At 37.1% G+C, this 15,694-nt stretch carries 12 protein-coding genes; 4 read left to right on the top strand and 8 right to left on the bottom strand.

Features of this window, described 5'->3' with window-relative positions; genetic code table 11:
• The first annotated feature begins 26 nt into the window (after positions 1-26).
• Complete coding sequence (locus SFA27_RS09990) at positions 27-1,388, top strand: aldehyde dehydrogenase family protein (RefSeq protein ID WP_407297954.1); 1,362 nt, start codon at positions 27-29, stop codon at positions 1,386-1,388.
• A gap of 167 nt (positions 1,389-1,555) precedes the next feature.
• On the opposite strand, the gene SFA27_RS09985 is transcribed toward SFA27_RS09990, so the two are convergent.
• A complete protein-coding gene (locus SFA27_RS09985) occupies positions 1,556-2,128 on the bottom strand; it encodes a thioredoxin family protein (RefSeq protein ID WP_407297953.1) in 573 nt (190 codons plus the stop codon).
• 80 nt (positions 2,129-2,208) lie between these two features.
• Between SFA27_RS09985 and SFA27_RS09980 the strand changes: the two genes are divergently transcribed.
• The 3 genes from SFA27_RS09980 to SFA27_RS09970 all read left to right on the top strand — a co-directional run bounded on the left by SFA27_RS09980 (position 2,209) and on the right by SFA27_RS09970 (position 4,876).
• Positions 2,209-3,090 carry a lysophospholipid acyltransferase family protein gene (locus SFA27_RS09980; protein WP_047374369.1) on the top strand — a complete coding sequence of 294 codons (882 nt, stop codon included), beginning with the start codon at positions 2,209-2,211 and terminating at the stop codon, positions 3,088-3,090.
• 6 nt (positions 3,091-3,096) lie between these two features.
• Positions 3,097-4,095, top strand: coding sequence for a glycosyltransferase family 2 protein (locus SFA27_RS09975; protein WP_407297952.1), 999 nt, complete (start codon positions 3,097-3,099; stop codon positions 4,093-4,095).
• A gap of 226 nt (positions 4,096-4,321) precedes the next feature.
• Positions 4,322-4,876: a 3'-5' exonuclease gene (locus SFA27_RS09970; RefSeq protein ID WP_407297951.1), complete on the top strand. Its 555-nt coding sequence runs from the start codon at positions 4,322-4,324 to the stop codon at positions 4,874-4,876.
• Between the two features lie 37 nt (positions 4,877-4,913).
• Here the strand turns inward: SFA27_RS09970 and apaG are convergent, their stop codons facing one another.
• The 7 genes from apaG to glgB form a co-directional block, all read right to left on the bottom strand.
• A complete protein-coding gene (gene apaG, locus SFA27_RS09965; RefSeq protein ID WP_047374364.1) occupies positions 4,914-5,303 on the bottom strand; it encodes a Co2+/Mg2+ efflux protein ApaG in 390 nt (129 codons plus the stop codon).
• An 80-nt stretch (positions 5,304-5,383) separates the two neighbouring features.
• A complete protein-coding gene (gene odhB / locus SFA27_RS09960; protein ID WP_047374362.1) occupies positions 5,384-6,637 on the bottom strand; it encodes a 2-oxoglutarate dehydrogenase complex dihydrolipoyllysine-residue succinyltransferase in 1,254 nt (417 codons plus the stop codon).
• A 39-nt stretch (positions 6,638-6,676) separates the two neighbouring features.
• On the bottom strand, positions 6,677-9,493 hold the full coding sequence (locus tag SFA27_RS09955) for a 2-oxoglutarate dehydrogenase E1 component (protein WP_047374360.1): 2,817 nt from the start codon (positions 9,491-9,493) through the stop codon (positions 6,677-6,679).
• Positions 9,494-9,618: 125 nt separating this feature from the next.
• Positions 9,619-10,659 carry an SRPBCC domain-containing protein gene (locus tag SFA27_RS09950; RefSeq protein WP_407297950.1) on the bottom strand — a complete coding sequence of 347 codons (1,041 nt, stop codon included), beginning with the start codon at positions 10,657-10,659 and terminating at the stop codon, positions 9,619-9,621.
• 244 nt (positions 10,660-10,903) lie between these two features.
• The gene (locus tag SFA27_RS09945) at positions 10,904-12,172 is read right to left on the bottom strand and encodes a glucose-1-phosphate adenylyltransferase (RefSeq protein ID WP_047374356.1); all 1,269 of its coding nucleotides are present in this window, start codon (positions 12,170-12,172) and stop codon (positions 10,904-10,906) included.
• An 83-nt stretch (positions 12,173-12,255) separates the two neighbouring features.
• Positions 12,256-13,662, bottom strand: a complete 1,407-nt coding sequence (locus SFA27_RS09940; protein WP_407297949.1) for a glycogen synthase — start codon at positions 13,660-13,662, stop codon at positions 12,256-12,258.
• Between the two features lie 3 nt (positions 13,663-13,665).
• Entirely contained in the window at positions 13,666-15,612 is a 1,947-nt protein-coding gene (glgB, locus tag SFA27_RS09935; RefSeq protein WP_407297948.1) for a 1,4-alpha-glucan branching protein GlgB, read from the bottom strand.
• Positions 15,613-15,694: the final 82 nt, after the last annotated feature.

Below are 15,694 nucleotides of genomic sequence, written 5' to 3'. Positions count from 1 at the left end.
ATCACGTTTAATACAAAAGCTTACGAATGGAAATTGAAAGAATTTTACTGAACCAAAGGGATTTTTTTAAAACACAGCAAACCAAAAGTCTTGCTTTTCGGAAAATGTATCTCGAAAAGCTTAAAAGTCTTATTATTTCTAATGAAAATATGCTGTATGAAGCTATTAATAAGGACTTCGGAAAATCTAAATTTGATACACTCACAACAGAACTATCTTTCATTCTGAATGATATTGACTATTATATAAAGAATTTAAAATCTCTTTCAAAATCTAAAAAAGTAAGCACCAATCTTGTCAACCAATTGGGAAGCAGTAGAGTCTACGCTGATCCATTGGGTTGTATTCTTGTGATTGGAGCCTGGAACTATCCTTATCAGTTATCTCTTTCTCCTATTATTGCTGCAATGGCTGCCGGCAACTGTTGTATTCTTAAGCCCAGCGAAATTGCTGAAAATACAATGAAAGCAATGGCAACCATCATCAATAAAAATTTTCCACCTGAATACCTGTATGTGTACGAAGGGGGTATTGATGAAACCACGGCTCTTTTAACATTAAAATTTGACAAAATATTTTTTACAGGAAGCACTAAAGTTGGAAAGATTGTTTACAAAGCTGCAGCAGAACATCTTACTCCTGTAACCCTTGAGCTGGGAGGAAAATCCCCGGCTATTGTCACTAAAAATGCTAATCTCGAAATGGCCGCTAAAAGAATTGTCTGGGGAAAGTTTCTTAATGCCGGACAAACCTGTGTAGCTCCCGATTATTTGTTGGTAGAAGAAACCATTCAGGAACAGTTTCTTGAAATGCTCAGAAAATATATCAAAGAATTTAAATATGAACCAAGTTCTGAGCAATACACAAGAATTATTAATCAAAGGAATTTCCAGCGTCTTATATCCCTTATTGATAAAGAAAAAATCTATTCCGGAGGATATTGTAATGAAGAAAAACTACACATAGAGCCTACTATACTGAATGATATAGACTGGAATGACAAAATCATGCAGGAAGAAATTTTTGGACCTCTCCTGCCAGTGATCAGTTTTCAAAGCTACAATGCAGTTCTTAACTCTGTTTTAGAACTTGACAAACCATTGGCGGCCTATCTTTTTACCAACAACTCTGAAGAAAAAGAAATCTTTACACGCAAACTTTCTTTTGGTGGAGGCTGCATCAATGATACTGTAATGCATTTAAGCAATGATAATCTGCCTTTTGGAGGTATAGGAAGTTCAGGTATAGGAAATTATCATGGGAAATATGGTTTTGAAGCCTTTTCACATCAAAAAGCTATTCTTGAAAAAACCACATGGGGTGAACCTGATATTAAATACCCGCCATATTCTGATAAAAAATTAAACTGGATTAAAAAGTTACTATAAGTTCTGTAATTATTATTTTCTCACAAATCCTGCTGATTGAAAAACATCTACTCTATCTGAATAATCGTTGAAAGACTTCATTTTACATAGAAAATATTACGGATTCTGGTAAAGCAGATTTACAGGAATAAAAAAACTGCCTCATTTCTGAAGCAGTTTTTTGTATTTTATCCTTTTTTAGGAGCCCATGTATTAAAGAATTCTTTTACTTTCTCTTTACTGTAACCCTTCCCCTCTTCTAAGACATCACTCTGCTGAACTTTGATCATTTTCCCGTCTTTATCTAAAATAATAAATACTGGATATCCAAATTTCTCACCAGGATTATCATATTGCGCAAAAATTTTCTCATTCTTATTATCAGGAGAATAATTCAGGTGATAATACAGATAGTTTTTGTCTACAATTTCCTTCAAGTCAGGAGTAGTTTGTACAAAATTGTTAAAACGAAGACACCAGATACACCAGTTTCCACCAGCCTGGATCATAATATTCTTACCTTCTTTCTTAGCCTGAGCTACCAATTTATTAATATCAGCCTGAGCATCTGCTTTTGGATCATAAGGCTTTGGCAGCTTCGCTTTTTCTTCAGCAGCTTTTTTCTTTGCTTCTAACTCTTTCTGCTCAGTAGGAACTATAAGAGCGGTTTTTTGCTTTCCATTATCTGGTGTATTTTTTACATCCTGGGCAAAAGCAATTGCATTTAATCCCAGGAAAGCTAATATTGTCAATTTTTTCATAACATAAAAATAAAAAAATAATATATATCCCTCTGCAAAAATAGAACCATAATTTTATTATCACTAAATTTGCGTGTTTTATGAATTTCTTAATCAAAATATTATACTTCGTCTCTAAGCTTCCGCTTAAAATATTATATATTTTTTCGGACGTCATCTTTTTCCTGAATTATTATCTGGTAGGATACAGAAAAGAGGTAATTACCCAAAATCTGAAAAAATCTTTCCCTGATAAATCGGAAGAAGAAATTAAAGAGATCCGAAAAAAATTCTACCTTAATTTCTCAGATTATCTGGTAGAAACTATAAAATCTTTCAGCATTTCTGAGACAGAAGCCAGAGTGAGAATGCAGCATATCAATCAGGAACTGTTTCATGATGCTAAAAAGGAAGGTAAAAATATCATCCTGCTGGCAGGACATGTTTTCAATTGGGAATGGATCAATGCATTGGCAAAGATTGTTCCCCAAGCTCACTGCCACCCTGTATACAGAAAAGTAAATAATGATTTTTGGGAAAACCAGATGAAAAAGGTCCGAAACAAATTCGGAAATGAAGCATTGGAAGCCAATGAAGTAATCCTGAATATCTTCAGATCTAAAAATAACGGAGATTCTGCTTATATGTTTGTAGCTGACCAAACGCCTCACCACGCTCATGTCACTTATGGGTTAGAGTTTTTGAATCAGCGTACTCCTGCTTTCATAGGCTATGACAGACTTGCCACAAGAATGGATCTTGTTTTCATCTATTGTGAAATGAAAAAGGTGAAAAGAGGTTATTATCAGGTAAATTATCATAGAATATATCCTGATGGTGAAAAGTTTACTGAAAATGAAGTGGTAAGAAAGTTTCATAAATTATTGGAAAATACACTGCATAAGAATCCGGACAACTACCTTTGGTCACACAGAAAATGGAAATATCAGGACTCTATCAAAAATTTTGATTCTGAAAAATAGATTGACATGCAAAAAAAACTGGCGGTTGCCATCTTAAACTGGAACGGCAGAAATTGGCTTGAAAAGTTTCTTCCGGATGTAGTACAATTTTCTCAAAATGCGGATATTTTTGTTATTGACAATCTTTCTACGGATGATTCCGTTGAATTTCTACAAAAGAATTTTCCCACAGTAAATGTTATTAAAAACGATAAAAACTATGGGTTTGCAGGAGGTTATAATGAAGGGTTGAAAGCCATCCCGAATGAATATTATTGCCTTCTCAATTCTGATGTGGAAGTTACAGAAAACTGGATAGAACCAGCTTTAGAACTATTAGAAAAGAATCCTTCCATTTCAGCAGTACAGCCTAAAATCTTATCTTATCACAATAGAAGCTATTTTGAGTTTGCAGGAGCTGCCGGCGGATTAATAGACAACCTTGGATATCCTTATTGCAGAGGCAGGATTTTTGATGATCTGGAAGAGGATAAAGGACAGTATAATGATGAAACAGAGATCTTCTGGGCATCAGGATGCTGCTTTTTCATCCGTTCAAAAGATTTCTGGGAACAGAATGGCTTTGACGCCAGGTTTTTTGCCCATCAGGAAGAAATTGACCTTTGCTGGAGACTCATTAATTCAGGAAAAAAGATTTATTATATCGGAAAATCCAAAGTTTACCATGTAGGCGGCGGAACGCTCAACAAACAGAGTGCACAAAAGACTTTTCTGAACATCAGGAATAATCTTTCTATGATGCTTAAAAACCTTCCCTTTCCTCAGTTGATCTGGCTGATTTTTTTCAGATTATGCCTTGATGGGGTTGCCGGAATTTATTTTGGATTAAAGCATGGCTTTCCACATCTGTGGGCTGTTGTAAGAGCTCATTTTGGGTTTTATGGACAGCTTCCGGGAACATGGAAACTTCGTCAGAAAAACCAAAAGAATGAGTTCTATCAATCGAAATGGCTTATTTTTAAACATTTTTTGGGAGGAAGGCAGCAGGTGGCAGATGATAGGTAATAGGTTCTAGGGATTAGGGATTAGGGATTAGGGATTAGGGATTAGGGAAACAAATCTTCTACTATATAATAACTAGAACGTGTAAATGAAAAAATTTATAATTTCAACAAACCTTACACTTTGAACCCAAAACCTTGAACATTAAACTTTGAACATTAAACTCTAAAACCAGCAACAAAAAAACAGCCAGCAACCAACAACTATCAACAACTTATAATTTAAAACAATGGATTTCTGTGCAATAGATTTTGAAACGGCCACTCACGAGAAAAGTTCAGCTTGTGAGATGGGGATATGTGTGGTACAGGATTCTAAGATTGTAGAGACTAAAACCTGGCTGATCAAACCTCCGAGTTTTCCTTATTTCAGCAGATTCAATATTGCAGTGCATGGGATTCAACCGGAAGATGTGAAGGATGCACCTACCTTTGATGAAGTGTGGTATGAAGCCCAGGATATGATGTACGGCAGCCTTATGATTGCTCATAATGCAGGATTTGATGCTTCTGTTTTAAGGGGATGTTTGGAGCATTATGAAATGTTCACTCCCCAGCTCAATTATTTGTGCAGCATACAGCTTGCCAAGAAATCATGGAACTACCTTCCAAAATATGGTTTGAAACCTTTGGCTGAGTATCATAAAATTGATTTCACCCACCACAGAGCAGGTGCAGATGCTGAAGTGTGTGCAAAGATCTCACTGCTGGCTTTTGAGAAACTGTTTCTCACCAGCAATGATGAAGTAAACGATTATATGAAGGCGAAAATAAAAAAGCTTTAATAAGAACCCGGGTTCTTAATCTGCTATCTATTAATCATTAATTACTCAACACTTCGGACAGGAGATTGAATTTTGGAATATCAATCTCAAATGTCTCCTGTGTCTCCAGGTTTTTAACAAGGTATTTTCCGCTCATATTGCCTACTCCGGAACGAAGCATTACATTGGAGAAATAAGCGAAATTCTCACTCGTTCCTATTTCAGGAGTCAGGCCGATAACGCCATCACCTATAATCTCTGTGTATCCAAATCCTACATCAAAAATCAACCATTTTCTTTTCAATACTTTGATAGGAAAGCTTCCGTCATTTTCTATCGTGATATTGTATTTAAAAACGTAACGGTTTTCGGATGGATAACTGTTTTTACTATCATATTCAGGTATAACTGAAACTTTGATATTGGAAGTCATTTTTGAAAACATCATTGTAGCATTTTCTTAATAAATACAAAAATCTCGCCTTTTTTAAGGCGAGATAATATATTTACATTATAATTTCATTAAAACTATAATCCAAGGCCTTTTCTTTCATCACCACCCATTAGTATTTCAACAGGATTGTCGATACCTTCTTTTACCGCTACAAGGAATCCTACAGACTCTTTTCCATCGATAATTCTGTGGTCATAAGACATTGCTACATACATCATTGGTCTGATTACTACCTGTCCGTCAACAGCAACTGGTCTCTGGATAATGTTGTGCATTCCTAAGATTGCAGATTGTGGAGGGTTAATAATTGGTGTAGACATCATAGATCCGAAAGTACCACCGTTTGTAATAGTGAATGTACCACCAGTCATTTCATCAACAGTAATTTTACCGTCTCTTACTTTGGTAGCAAGATCTTTAATGTTTGCTTCAACTCCGCTGAAAGACATGTTTTCTGCATTTCTCAATACAGGAACCATTAATCCTTTAGGACCTGAAACTGCAATTGAAATATCGCAGAAGTCGTAGTTGATTTTGAAGTCACCGTCAATAGATGCATTTACATCCGGGTACATTTGTAATGCTCTTGTAACTGCTTTAGTAAAGAAAGACATGAAACCAAGTCCAACTCCGTGTTTCTGAGCAAATTCTTCTTTATATTGTTTTCTTAATCTGAAAATTTCAGACATATCCACTTCGTTGAAAGTCGTCAACATAGCTGTTTCATTCTTCACAGAAACCAGTCTTTGTGCGATTTTTCTTCTTAAAACTGAAAGTTTAGTCGTAGTGGTAGTTCTTGCACCTGTAGCTGTCATTGGGCTTCCTCCTAATGCAGGAACAGCCGCTAATTCAGCATCAGTTTTAGTGATTCTTCCATCTCTTCCTGTTCCTGAAACCTGAGCAGCATCCATTCCTTTTTCATCAAGGATTTTTTTAGCAGCCGGAGATGGAGCTCCTGTTGCATATGTTTGTGGAGCCGCTACCGGAGCTGCAGGTTTTGGAGCTTCTTGTTTTACAGGTTCAGCAGCTTTCGGAGCTTCTTCCTGTTTTGGAGCTTCAGCAGCAGGTGCAGCACCTTCTGGTCTTTTAGCATCCATATCAATTAAACAAACTACCTGACCTACCTGTACTACATCACCTTCTTCTGCCTTTAAAGTGATAATACCACTTTGTTCTGCCGGCAATTCAAGAGTTGCTTTATCTGAATCCACTTCGGCGATAGGTTGATCTTTTTCTACATAATCACCATCTTTTACAAGCCAAGTTGCAATTTCAACTTCTGTAATTGATTCGCCCGGTGAAGGAACTTTCATTTCTAAAACTGACATATCGAGTATTTTTTATTTTTTAATTGGATATTATTTAAATTAAGCTGTAACTGGTCTTTTTGCAGGAGCATCATCTCTATCAAAAACTCTGTTGATCACTGCATTCTGGTTTTTCTCAAACATTTTGTGGCTACCTGGAGCCGGAGCACCGCTTGGTACCGGAGCAACCACCTGGATTCCTGTATCTCTGAAGTTTCTCAGGATATAAGACCAAGCACCCATGTTTTCAGGCTCTTCCTGAGCCCAAACCAATTGTTTTTTGTTTTCGTATTTGTTGAAGATCGCTTCAATAGCATCTGTCTGAAGTGGATATAACTGCTCAAATCTTACTAATGCAATATTTTCACAGTTCAGTTCTTCTTTCTTTGCTAATAATTCAAAGTACAGTTTACCTGAACAAAGAACCAGCTTTTCTACTTTTTTAGGATCAGCAGTTGGATCGTCTAAGATAGGCTGGAATGCACCGTTTGCAAAGTCTTCAATTGGAGAAACCACTTTAGGATGTCTCAGTAAAGATTTAGGGCTCATTACAATCAATGGTTTTCTGAATCCCCATTTCAACTGTCTTCTCAATAAGTGGAAATAGTTGGCAGGTGAAGTAATATTAGCAACCACCATGTTTTCGTTAGCACAAAGGGTAAGGAATCTCTCCAATCTTGCCGAAGAGTGTTCTGCTCCCTGTCCTTCTGAACCGTGAGGTAATAGCATCACCATTCCGTTCTGGATTTTCCATTTTTCTTCTGCTGCAGCAAGATACTGGTCAACAATAATCTGAGCACCATTTACGAAATCTCCGAACTGAGCTTCCCAGATCGTTAATGTATTGGGAGAAGCCATTGCATATCCGTAATCGAAACCTAGAACTCCGTATTCTGAAAGGTGAGAGTTGAACACATCAAATCTGCTTTCTGATACGTGTCTTAACGGGATATATTCTTCTTCTGTATCTTCTGTTTTTACTACCGCGTGTCTGTGAGAGAAAGTACCTCTTTCCACATCTTCTCCGGAAATTCTTACGTTGTGACCTTCTACAAGTAGTGTTGCATAAGCTAACCACTCTCCTAACGCCCAGTCTAATGAGTTTCCTTCAATAGCCTTGATACGGTTTTCGAAAAGTCTTGTAATTTTATTGATGAATTTTTTATCAACAGGAAGCGTTGACATTTTAAGCGCTAATTCTTTCAGTTTTGCTGCATCGTATTTTGTATCAACCGGTAACTGAACTGCACCTCTTTTTCCAATTGGATAGTTTGTCCAGTCTTCAGCCATAAACAGATCCATTACGTTCTTCTCAATTTCTTTTGAAGCATCAAAATCTTTATCTAAAAGGGCTTTGAATTCCGTTTCCATCTTAGCAATTACATCATTTGAAGTAATGCTGTCTTTAAGCAATTTATCTTTATAAATTTCTCTTGGATTCGGGTGTTTTGAAATAGTCTTATATAGATTAGGCTGAGTGAATCTTGGTTCATCACCTTCGTTGTGACCGTATTTTCTATATCCTAAAAGGTCTATATAAACATCTTTTCCGAATTTTGCTCTGAAATCAGCAGCAAAGTGAATAGCATGAACAACAGCTTCAGCATCGTCAGCATTCACGTGCATTACAGGAGATTCTGTAACTTTTGCGATGTCTGTACAGTATGTTGAAGATCTTGCATCCATATAGTTTGTTGTAAATGAAACCTGGTTATTTACAACAATATGAACTGTACCACCTGTTCTGTATCCTTCCAAAGTCATCATCTGAGCAACTTCGTAAGCAATACCTTGTCCGGCAATTGCTCCGTCACCGTGGATGATGATTGGCAATACTTTAGAGTAATCTTTATATTTGTCGTCTACTTTTGCACGGCAGATACCTTCTACCAGAGCAGCCACCGTTTCAAGGTGAGACGGGTTTGGAGTCAAATTGATACATACTTCTTCTCCTGAAGCGGTTTTGATTTTTTTAGATGATCCTAAGTGATATTTAACGTCACCAGAGAATACATCTTCTTCAAATTCTTTCCCTTCAAATTCTGAGAAGATCTGCTTGTAAGATTTTCCGAAGATATTAGTCAGTACGTTGAGTCTACCTCTGTGAGCCATTCCTAATACCACTTCATCTACTCCTAACTGAGAAGATCTTGAGATCAACTGATCTAAAGCAGGGATTAATGTTTCACCACCTTCTAATGAGAATCTTTTTTGTCCTACAAATTTTGTGTGAAGATAATTTTCAAAGGCAACCGCCTGGTTTAATTTTAATAAGATTTCTGTTTTTTCGTTTGCAGAAAGGCTTGGATGGTTTTCATTTACCTGAAGCCATCTTTTAATAAAATCTTTTTCTTCAACGTTGTTGATGTGCATGTACTCTACTCCGATAGAATCACAGTAGATGTTTTCAAGGTGCTTGATAAGATCTGCCAAAGTAGCAGGCTCTTTCATTCCTGTTTCAACAGCGCAGTTGAATTTTGTATTTAAATCTTCTTTAGAAAGACCGAAGTTCTCGATGTCTAAAGTAGGTGTATAGTGTCTTCTTTCTCTAACCGGGTTAGTTTTTGTAAAAAGGTGCCCTCTTGTTCTGTAAGCCTCAATAAGGTTTACTACTTTAAATTCTTTTTTGATGTGCTCAGGAACCTCTCCGTTTGATACTGCCTGAGAAATCTGTTGTTGTACTGCCGGAGCAGCGTTGGCTGAAGCCTGAATAAACTGAGTGTTATCGTCATCTCCGTAGTTCTCCAAAGCAAAATCGAAGCCTTGAAAGAAGGCTTTCCATGATGGTTCTAGGGAGTCCGGGAATTTTAAGTACTGTTGGTATAAATCCTCAATTAACTGAGAATGAGCTGCGTTTAGGAATGAAAATCTGTCCATTATTACAGTTTATCTATTTATTAAAATTTATTTGTAGAATTAATCTTCAAATTTAATAAAAAAAACCGAGTTAGAACAGTCTGAAACCGTTAAAAAAACTTAAGAAAAAATAAATTAAAAAAAAATCACTTATACACTGATAATGAGAGCTTAACGTTTACCTCCTGCCCTTCCATCGGACGTTCAATAAAGGTCTGGTGGATATCTCCGAAGCGCATCTCGTCTTTTTTGGCTTTCTGAATCAGCTGCTGAATTGCCCGAATTCGTCCCTCATAGCTCCCTTTGTAGTACATAACATAATTTTGAGACGGATTTACGGATCTAAAATTGAAATTATTGTCAGATACTCCAATTCTCTTAGAAAGCGGAATTCCGAGAAAATATGAAACTTCTTTGTCTTTATAATTGTCTGCATCAGTGATCAGGATGGGATATCCAAATTCATCATCTCTTTTCCCCATATCCATCGTCACGAAATTATAAACTTTATTATAATTCATCACAATATTTTTGTACAGAGCGTCTTTTTTATTTGAAGTACTTACATTGATCCCGAGAAGCAGCTTTTCTTCTTCATTTTCTACCATAAGACTGTCATATTTGATCGCGGCCATTTGATTATCTTTTTCTACTTTATTTCCTAAAGAGTTTTTAAGATTGGTCATGCTTTTGTTGATATTCTCAGCAAAACGATCTTCAGTCCAGAAGTTCTCTACTCTTTTCCAGACAGGCAGTTTGGGTGTATGTACGTACCAGATGATTTTTGTTTTTTCTGCAGAAACAGGTTTAAATTTGACATCAACCAACGTTGGATTTTCATTTTCATCCTCAAAAAGCTGATATTTCAATGTCTTATTAAGGTTCTCATACCTGATGAACATTTCTCCATCTGTATTATTTTTAGGATCCACATAGCTGATGGCACTTCCCTGTCCTTCGTAAGGCGTATAATAGTCAATATCAATAGATTGCGAACTGGTAAAGAAGTTGTTCCATCTCGTAAAATTCTGCAGATTATTAAACTGGGTAAAAACCTTATCTACCGGATAATCAATCTCCTTTTCAATAGTAAAGTTTTTACTTTCGTCTACAAAATAGTACATGGAAGCAGCATAAGCTCCCCCCAACAAAACAACGATAAAAGTTAATATTTTAAAAATACGCATCGCACAAAAATAATACAAATAAAAAGAGTGAACAATATGCTGATCACCCTGATTGTATGTTTAACAATAATTAACCTGGTTAAAGGCTGGAAGATGGATGAGGGAAGCTGGAAGTTACTATTGGGTAGAAATCGCTAATAGACTTCTGATTGAAAATATTCTGCTTACCCAAATAAGCCTAAATTCTAATATGATAGGACCCCTAGTTCTATTCCTTCCTTGATAACTTCCATCTTCCTTCCTACTATCCAACATGTGTTCCTGGAGCAATTACAGCACCTTTCTTCACTACAACAATCCCATCCTGTACGGAATAGGTTCCATAATCACCATCCGGGATATGTTTTCCTCCTATAATTTTCACATTGTCTCCGATGTAACAGTTTTTATCAAGGATTGCTTTTTCTATATAACAATATTTCCCAATGCCCATATTAGGACGGCCAGCTCTGTCATTCAGTACAATTTCTGTAGTATTCTGGTAAAAATCAGCTCCCATAACGTAAGAATTCACGATGGTACTTCCTTTATCAATCCTTGTTCTGTTCCCGATTACTGAATTTTCAATTTTATCAGCCATAATGATACATCCGTCGCCAAATACAGCCTTACTTACATAAGAACCATTGATTTTTGACGGTGGAAGCATCCTTGCTCTGGTATAAATGGGTGAAGAAGAGAAAAGATTAAACTGAGGAAGATCCAGACAAAGATCCAGATTGGCTTCGTAGAAAGATTCTATAGTTCCAATATCTGTCCAGTAACCTTCATACTGATAGCTTAATGTCTTGTATTTTCCGATGGAACTTGGAATAATATCTTTTCCGAAATCATCACCAGCTCCTTCATCAAACATCTTTTTAAGGATGGTCTTGGTGAAGATGTAGATTCCCATGGAGGCCAGGAATTCTTTTCCTGTATGTTTATTTTCTGCTGAAACCTCAGATTTCAGACCTTCCAGCATCTCATAATCCGGCTTTTCATAGAAAGATGTAATATTTCCTTCATCATCCGACTTTAAGATCCCAAAACCTGTGGCATCTTTTGCATTCACCGGAATGGTAGCGATGGTAAGATCTCCCCCATTTTCAATGTGAAAATCAAGCATTTCTCTGAAATCCATCTGATACAGCTGATCTCCTGAAAGAATCAGGATATAATCATAATCATACTTTTCAAGGTGTTTCATCGATTGTCTTACAGCATCTGCAGTTCCCTGGTACCAGCTTTCATTTTCTACATTCTGTTCGGCTGCCAGGATATCGACGAAGCCTTTACTGAAGATATCAAAGTGATAAGAATTCTTAATGTGTGAATTGAGAGAAGCAGAATTAAACTGCGTTAAAACCAGAATTTTATTTAATCCTGAATTCAGGCAGTTTGAAATAGGAATATCTACCAACCTGTATTTCCCCGCGATAGGCACAGCCGGTTTCGATCTGGAATATGTTAACGGGAATAATCTTGTTCCCCTGCCTCCTCCTAAAACAATGGAGATTACATTTCGATTCATAAATATCTTGCGTTTTTTATTTAGTTTATTGTTTTGTTCTTAGTGTTCACTGCTACTTTAAAACATTCTCTATTTTCATTGTATCAGCTATTATATAAAGCTATGTATTTTTCTGCAGATTTCTCCCATGCAAAGTCAAAATTCATGTTGGCATGGATAAGATCTTCCATCACTCCCTTTTGATTATAAATTGCCATTGCCCTGTTCATCGCATGTACAACATCATCTACACCCGGATAAGTAAAGTTCAGTCCTGCTCCTCCCGTTGAAATATCTTCTACGGTATCCCTGAGGCCTCCCGTATACCTTACCACTGGAACAGTGCCATATCTCATGGAATACATCTGATTCAATCCGCAAGGCTCTACCCTTGAAGGCATCAGAAGGAAATCTGCCGATGCATAGATTTTATGGGAAAGATGTTCTTTATATCCCAGATCCAGAGCAAAGTTGGTATAAGTGTAATCATATTCCTTTAGCTTATTCTCAATATAGGTATTTCCGGAACCCAGAATCATTATATTTAAAGCTCCGTAGCTCTGTTTAATACTTTTCCATACTACATCCGGTAAAAGATCTGCTCCTTTTTCCGTGGCAAATCTCCCAATAAAGGCAAATAAAGGCAGTTCCGGCTTCAAACCATATTCTTTACACAGTTGTTCTTTATTTTTCTTCTTCTGAGCTACTGCATTTTTACTGTTAAAGTTAAAATCCAGCATCGGATCGGTTTCAGGGTTCCAGACTTCAGCATCAATACCGTTGATGATTCCATATGCTTTTCCAAATTCCTGGCGGACGAGACTTTCCAAACCGCGAAAGCTTATAAAAAGTTCTTCCAGATATCCTTCTGAAACGGTGGTAAAGGCATCGGCACATTTAATCATACTGGCCAGAGGATTCATAAATCCGTTCCAATCCATCAGTCCCCATTTATAAGAATCGAAAGACGGCATATAATTGGCCATTCCCCAGCTCATCATCCCCTGGTATTCTCCGTTGTGGATCGTTCCTATTGTTTTCACTCCTTTTAAGAATCGGAATTCTGAACAGTTTTCTACCATAAAAGGAACCAGACCCGTATGATAATCATGACAGTGTAAAACATCAGGGCGGATTTCCATGGCACACAGCCAGTGTAACACCCCATGCTGGAAAGCCATAAACTGGAAACTTTCATCCTGATAACCATAAGGATTGTCTCTGTCTAATAATCCGGGAATTCTCACCATATAGAGTTCAAATCCCAAAACATCTGTCTTTTCTTTCAACACCTGAACCTGCAGCATATTGGTTCCCTGATGAATAAATCCATCAAAAACCAGATCAAATTCATGATCATATATAAAGGGCTTATTGTACCATGGCATTACTACCTTAGCTTCTATTCCTTTAATTTTATTCTGATATTTTGGCAGCGCTCCCACTACATCCGCAAGACCACCTACTTTTGCTACAGGATAACATTCTGTACTTAAATGATAAACAACCATTCTTTATCTCTTGTGTTTAATTCTGTGTAATTTATACTTTTTATCTTTCTTCTGTCTTAAAATAATTCCTGCCAATGGCGGTAATTTCACAGTCATTGATTTCGGATATCCTCTCCATTCTTCATCCTTTTCTTCCAGGATTTCAGGTTCTACACCACTTCCGCTGTATTTTTCATCATCGGAATTTAAAATAACCTCCCAATGAGTTCCTGAAGGAATCCCGATTTTATAATCCAGTACTTTTGGAGCCAGATTTAAAGCTACCATAGCAACATCATCTTTTCGTTTTCCTTTTCTCAGGTATACATACACAGAGTTTTCCAGGTCATCGGCTTCTACCCACTCAAAACCATGTTTATCAAACTGATTTTCATAAAAGGCAGATTCTGATGTATACAGGTGATTCAGTTCTTTAACAATTTCCTGCATTCCTTTATGAACAGGATATTTCAGCAAATGCCAGTCGAGACTTCGGGTAAAGTTCCATTCACTCGTCTGCCCGAATTCATCCCCCATGAAAAGCAGTTTGGCCCCGGGATGGGTATACATGTATACATATAAGGTACGCAGATTGGCAAATTTCTGCCATTCATCACCTTTCATTTTATAGATCAGACTTGCTTTTCCGTGTACGACTTCATCGTGCGACAAAGGCATCATATAATTTTCATTATACATATACATAGAAGCAAACGTCAGCTTATGATGATGGAATTTACGATTATCAAAATCTTCTTTGAAATAATCCAAAGTATCATGCATCCAGCCCATCATCCATTTCATTCCAAAGCCTACACCTCCGTCATGCACAGGTTTTGTAAGCATAGGGAAATCTGAACTTTCCTCTGCTATGGTCATGATATTATTTCCGAATTCCTTATAAACTGCAGTATTAAATTCCTGCAGAAAGGTTTTTGCTTCCAGATTTACATTGGTTCCATAGATATTCGGTTCCCATTCTCCTTCATTTCTAGAATAATCCAGATGAAGCATTGAAGTTACTGCATCCACACGCAATCCGTCAGCATGGTAGCGGTCCAGCCAGAACATAGCATTTGAAATCAGAAAAGATTTGACTTCATTTCTTCCGTAATTGAAAATATGGGATTTCCAATCGGGATGAAAACCTTTTCTAGGATCTTCATGTTCATAGAGATATGATCCATCAAAACGGTGAAGACCATTAGCATCTCCCGGAAAATGAGACGGAACCCAATCCAGGATAACACCTATATTATTTTTATGAAGTTCATCAATGAGAAACATCAGATCCTGCGGTGAACCGAAGCGTGAAGTAGCTGCGTAAAAACCTGTAATCTGGTATCCCCAGCTGGGATCATATGGATACTCCATCACAGGCATAAACTCTACGTGGGTAAAACCCATTTCATTGACATAGGGAACCAGCTTTTCCGCAATATCCCGATAATTTAAAAACTGACCCGGATTATCACCTTCCCTCACCCAGGAACCAAGATGCAGCTCATACACTGATATAGGAGCTTCAAGTCTGTTTCTTTCCCAGCGTTTATCCATCCACTCCTGATCATTCCATTCATACCAGGTGGTAGAAACCAAGGAAGCCGCCTGAATATTCTGTTCCCAGCTTACGGCATAAGGATCGCTTTTTTCCAGGATCTCGCCTCTTGCTGTTTCAATGGCATACTTGTATAATGTACCCCAGGTTAATCCTTCAATAAATCCTTCCCAAATTCCTGATCCATCCCATCTTGGAAACAAAATATGATCTTTATGATTCCAGTTATTAAAATTTCCGATCACGGAAACTTTCTTTGCATTAGGAGCCCACACTGAAAAATACACGCCCTTCACGCCATCTTTTTCTGCAGAATGCGCTCCAAATTTACCATACAGCTTATAATGCCTACCTTCTTTGAAAAGATACACATCATGATCAGTGAAAAGCGTGTAGGTTTTAACAGAATTCATCAAGATCGGTTTGTATTTATAATTTCCCTGAAACTACGAAAAATACTGACAATAGCGATTAATTATTCATCAAATAATTATC

The organism is Chryseobacterium sp. HR92 (assembly GCF_045689405.1).
GTDB lineage: Bacteria > Bacteroidota > Bacteroidia > Flavobacteriales > Weeksellaceae > Chryseobacterium > Chryseobacterium viscerum_A.
The sequence above is the reverse complement of the archived record's forward strand: the minus strand, read 5'-3'. Positions and strand labels throughout refer to the sequence as shown.

Bases quoted from the DNA above. Each gene is read 5' to 3' on its own strand.
- SFA27_RS09945 (WP_047374356.1), bottom strand. From the start codon at position 12,172: ATGAATCGAAATGTAATCTCCATTGTTTTAGGAGGAGGCAGGGGAACA.
- SFA27_RS09940 (WP_407297949.1), bottom strand. From the start codon at position 13,662: ATGGTTGTTTATCATTTAAGTACAGAATGTTATCCTGTAGCAAAAGTA.
- SFA27_RS09990 (WP_407297954.1), top strand. From the start codon at position 27: ATGGAAATTGAAAGAATTTTACTGAACCAAAGGGATTTTTTTAAAACA.
- SFA27_RS09980 (WP_047374369.1), top strand. From the start codon at position 2,209: ATGAATTTCTTAATCAAAATATTATACTTCGTCTCTAAGCTTCCGCTT.
- apaG (WP_047374364.1), bottom strand. From the start codon at position 5,303: ATGATGTTTTCAAAAATGACTTCCAATATCAAAGTTTCAGTTATACCT.
- glgB (WP_407297948.1), bottom strand. From the start codon at position 15,612: ATGAATTCTGTTAAAACCTACACGCTTTTCACTGATCATGATGTGTAT.
- SFA27_RS09950 (WP_407297950.1), bottom strand. From the start codon at position 10,659: ATGCGTATTTTTAAAATATTAACTTTTATCGTTGTTTTGTTGGGGGGA.
- SFA27_RS09985 (WP_407297953.1), bottom strand. From the start codon at position 2,128: ATGAAAAAATTGACAATATTAGCTTTCCTGGGATTAAATGCAATTGCT.
- odhB (WP_047374362.1), bottom strand. From the start codon at position 6,637: ATGTCAGTTTTAGAAATGAAAGTTCCTTCACCGGGCGAATCAATTACA.
- SFA27_RS09975 (WP_407297952.1), top strand. From the start codon at position 3,097: ATGCAAAAAAAACTGGCGGTTGCCATCTTAAACTGGAACGGCAGAAAT.
- SFA27_RS09970 (WP_407297951.1), top strand. From the start codon at position 4,322: ATGGATTTCTGTGCAATAGATTTTGAAACGGCCACTCACGAGAAAAGT.
- SFA27_RS09955 (WP_047374360.1), bottom strand. From the start codon at position 9,493: ATGGACAGATTTTCATTCCTAAACGCAGCTCATTCTCAGTTAATTGAG.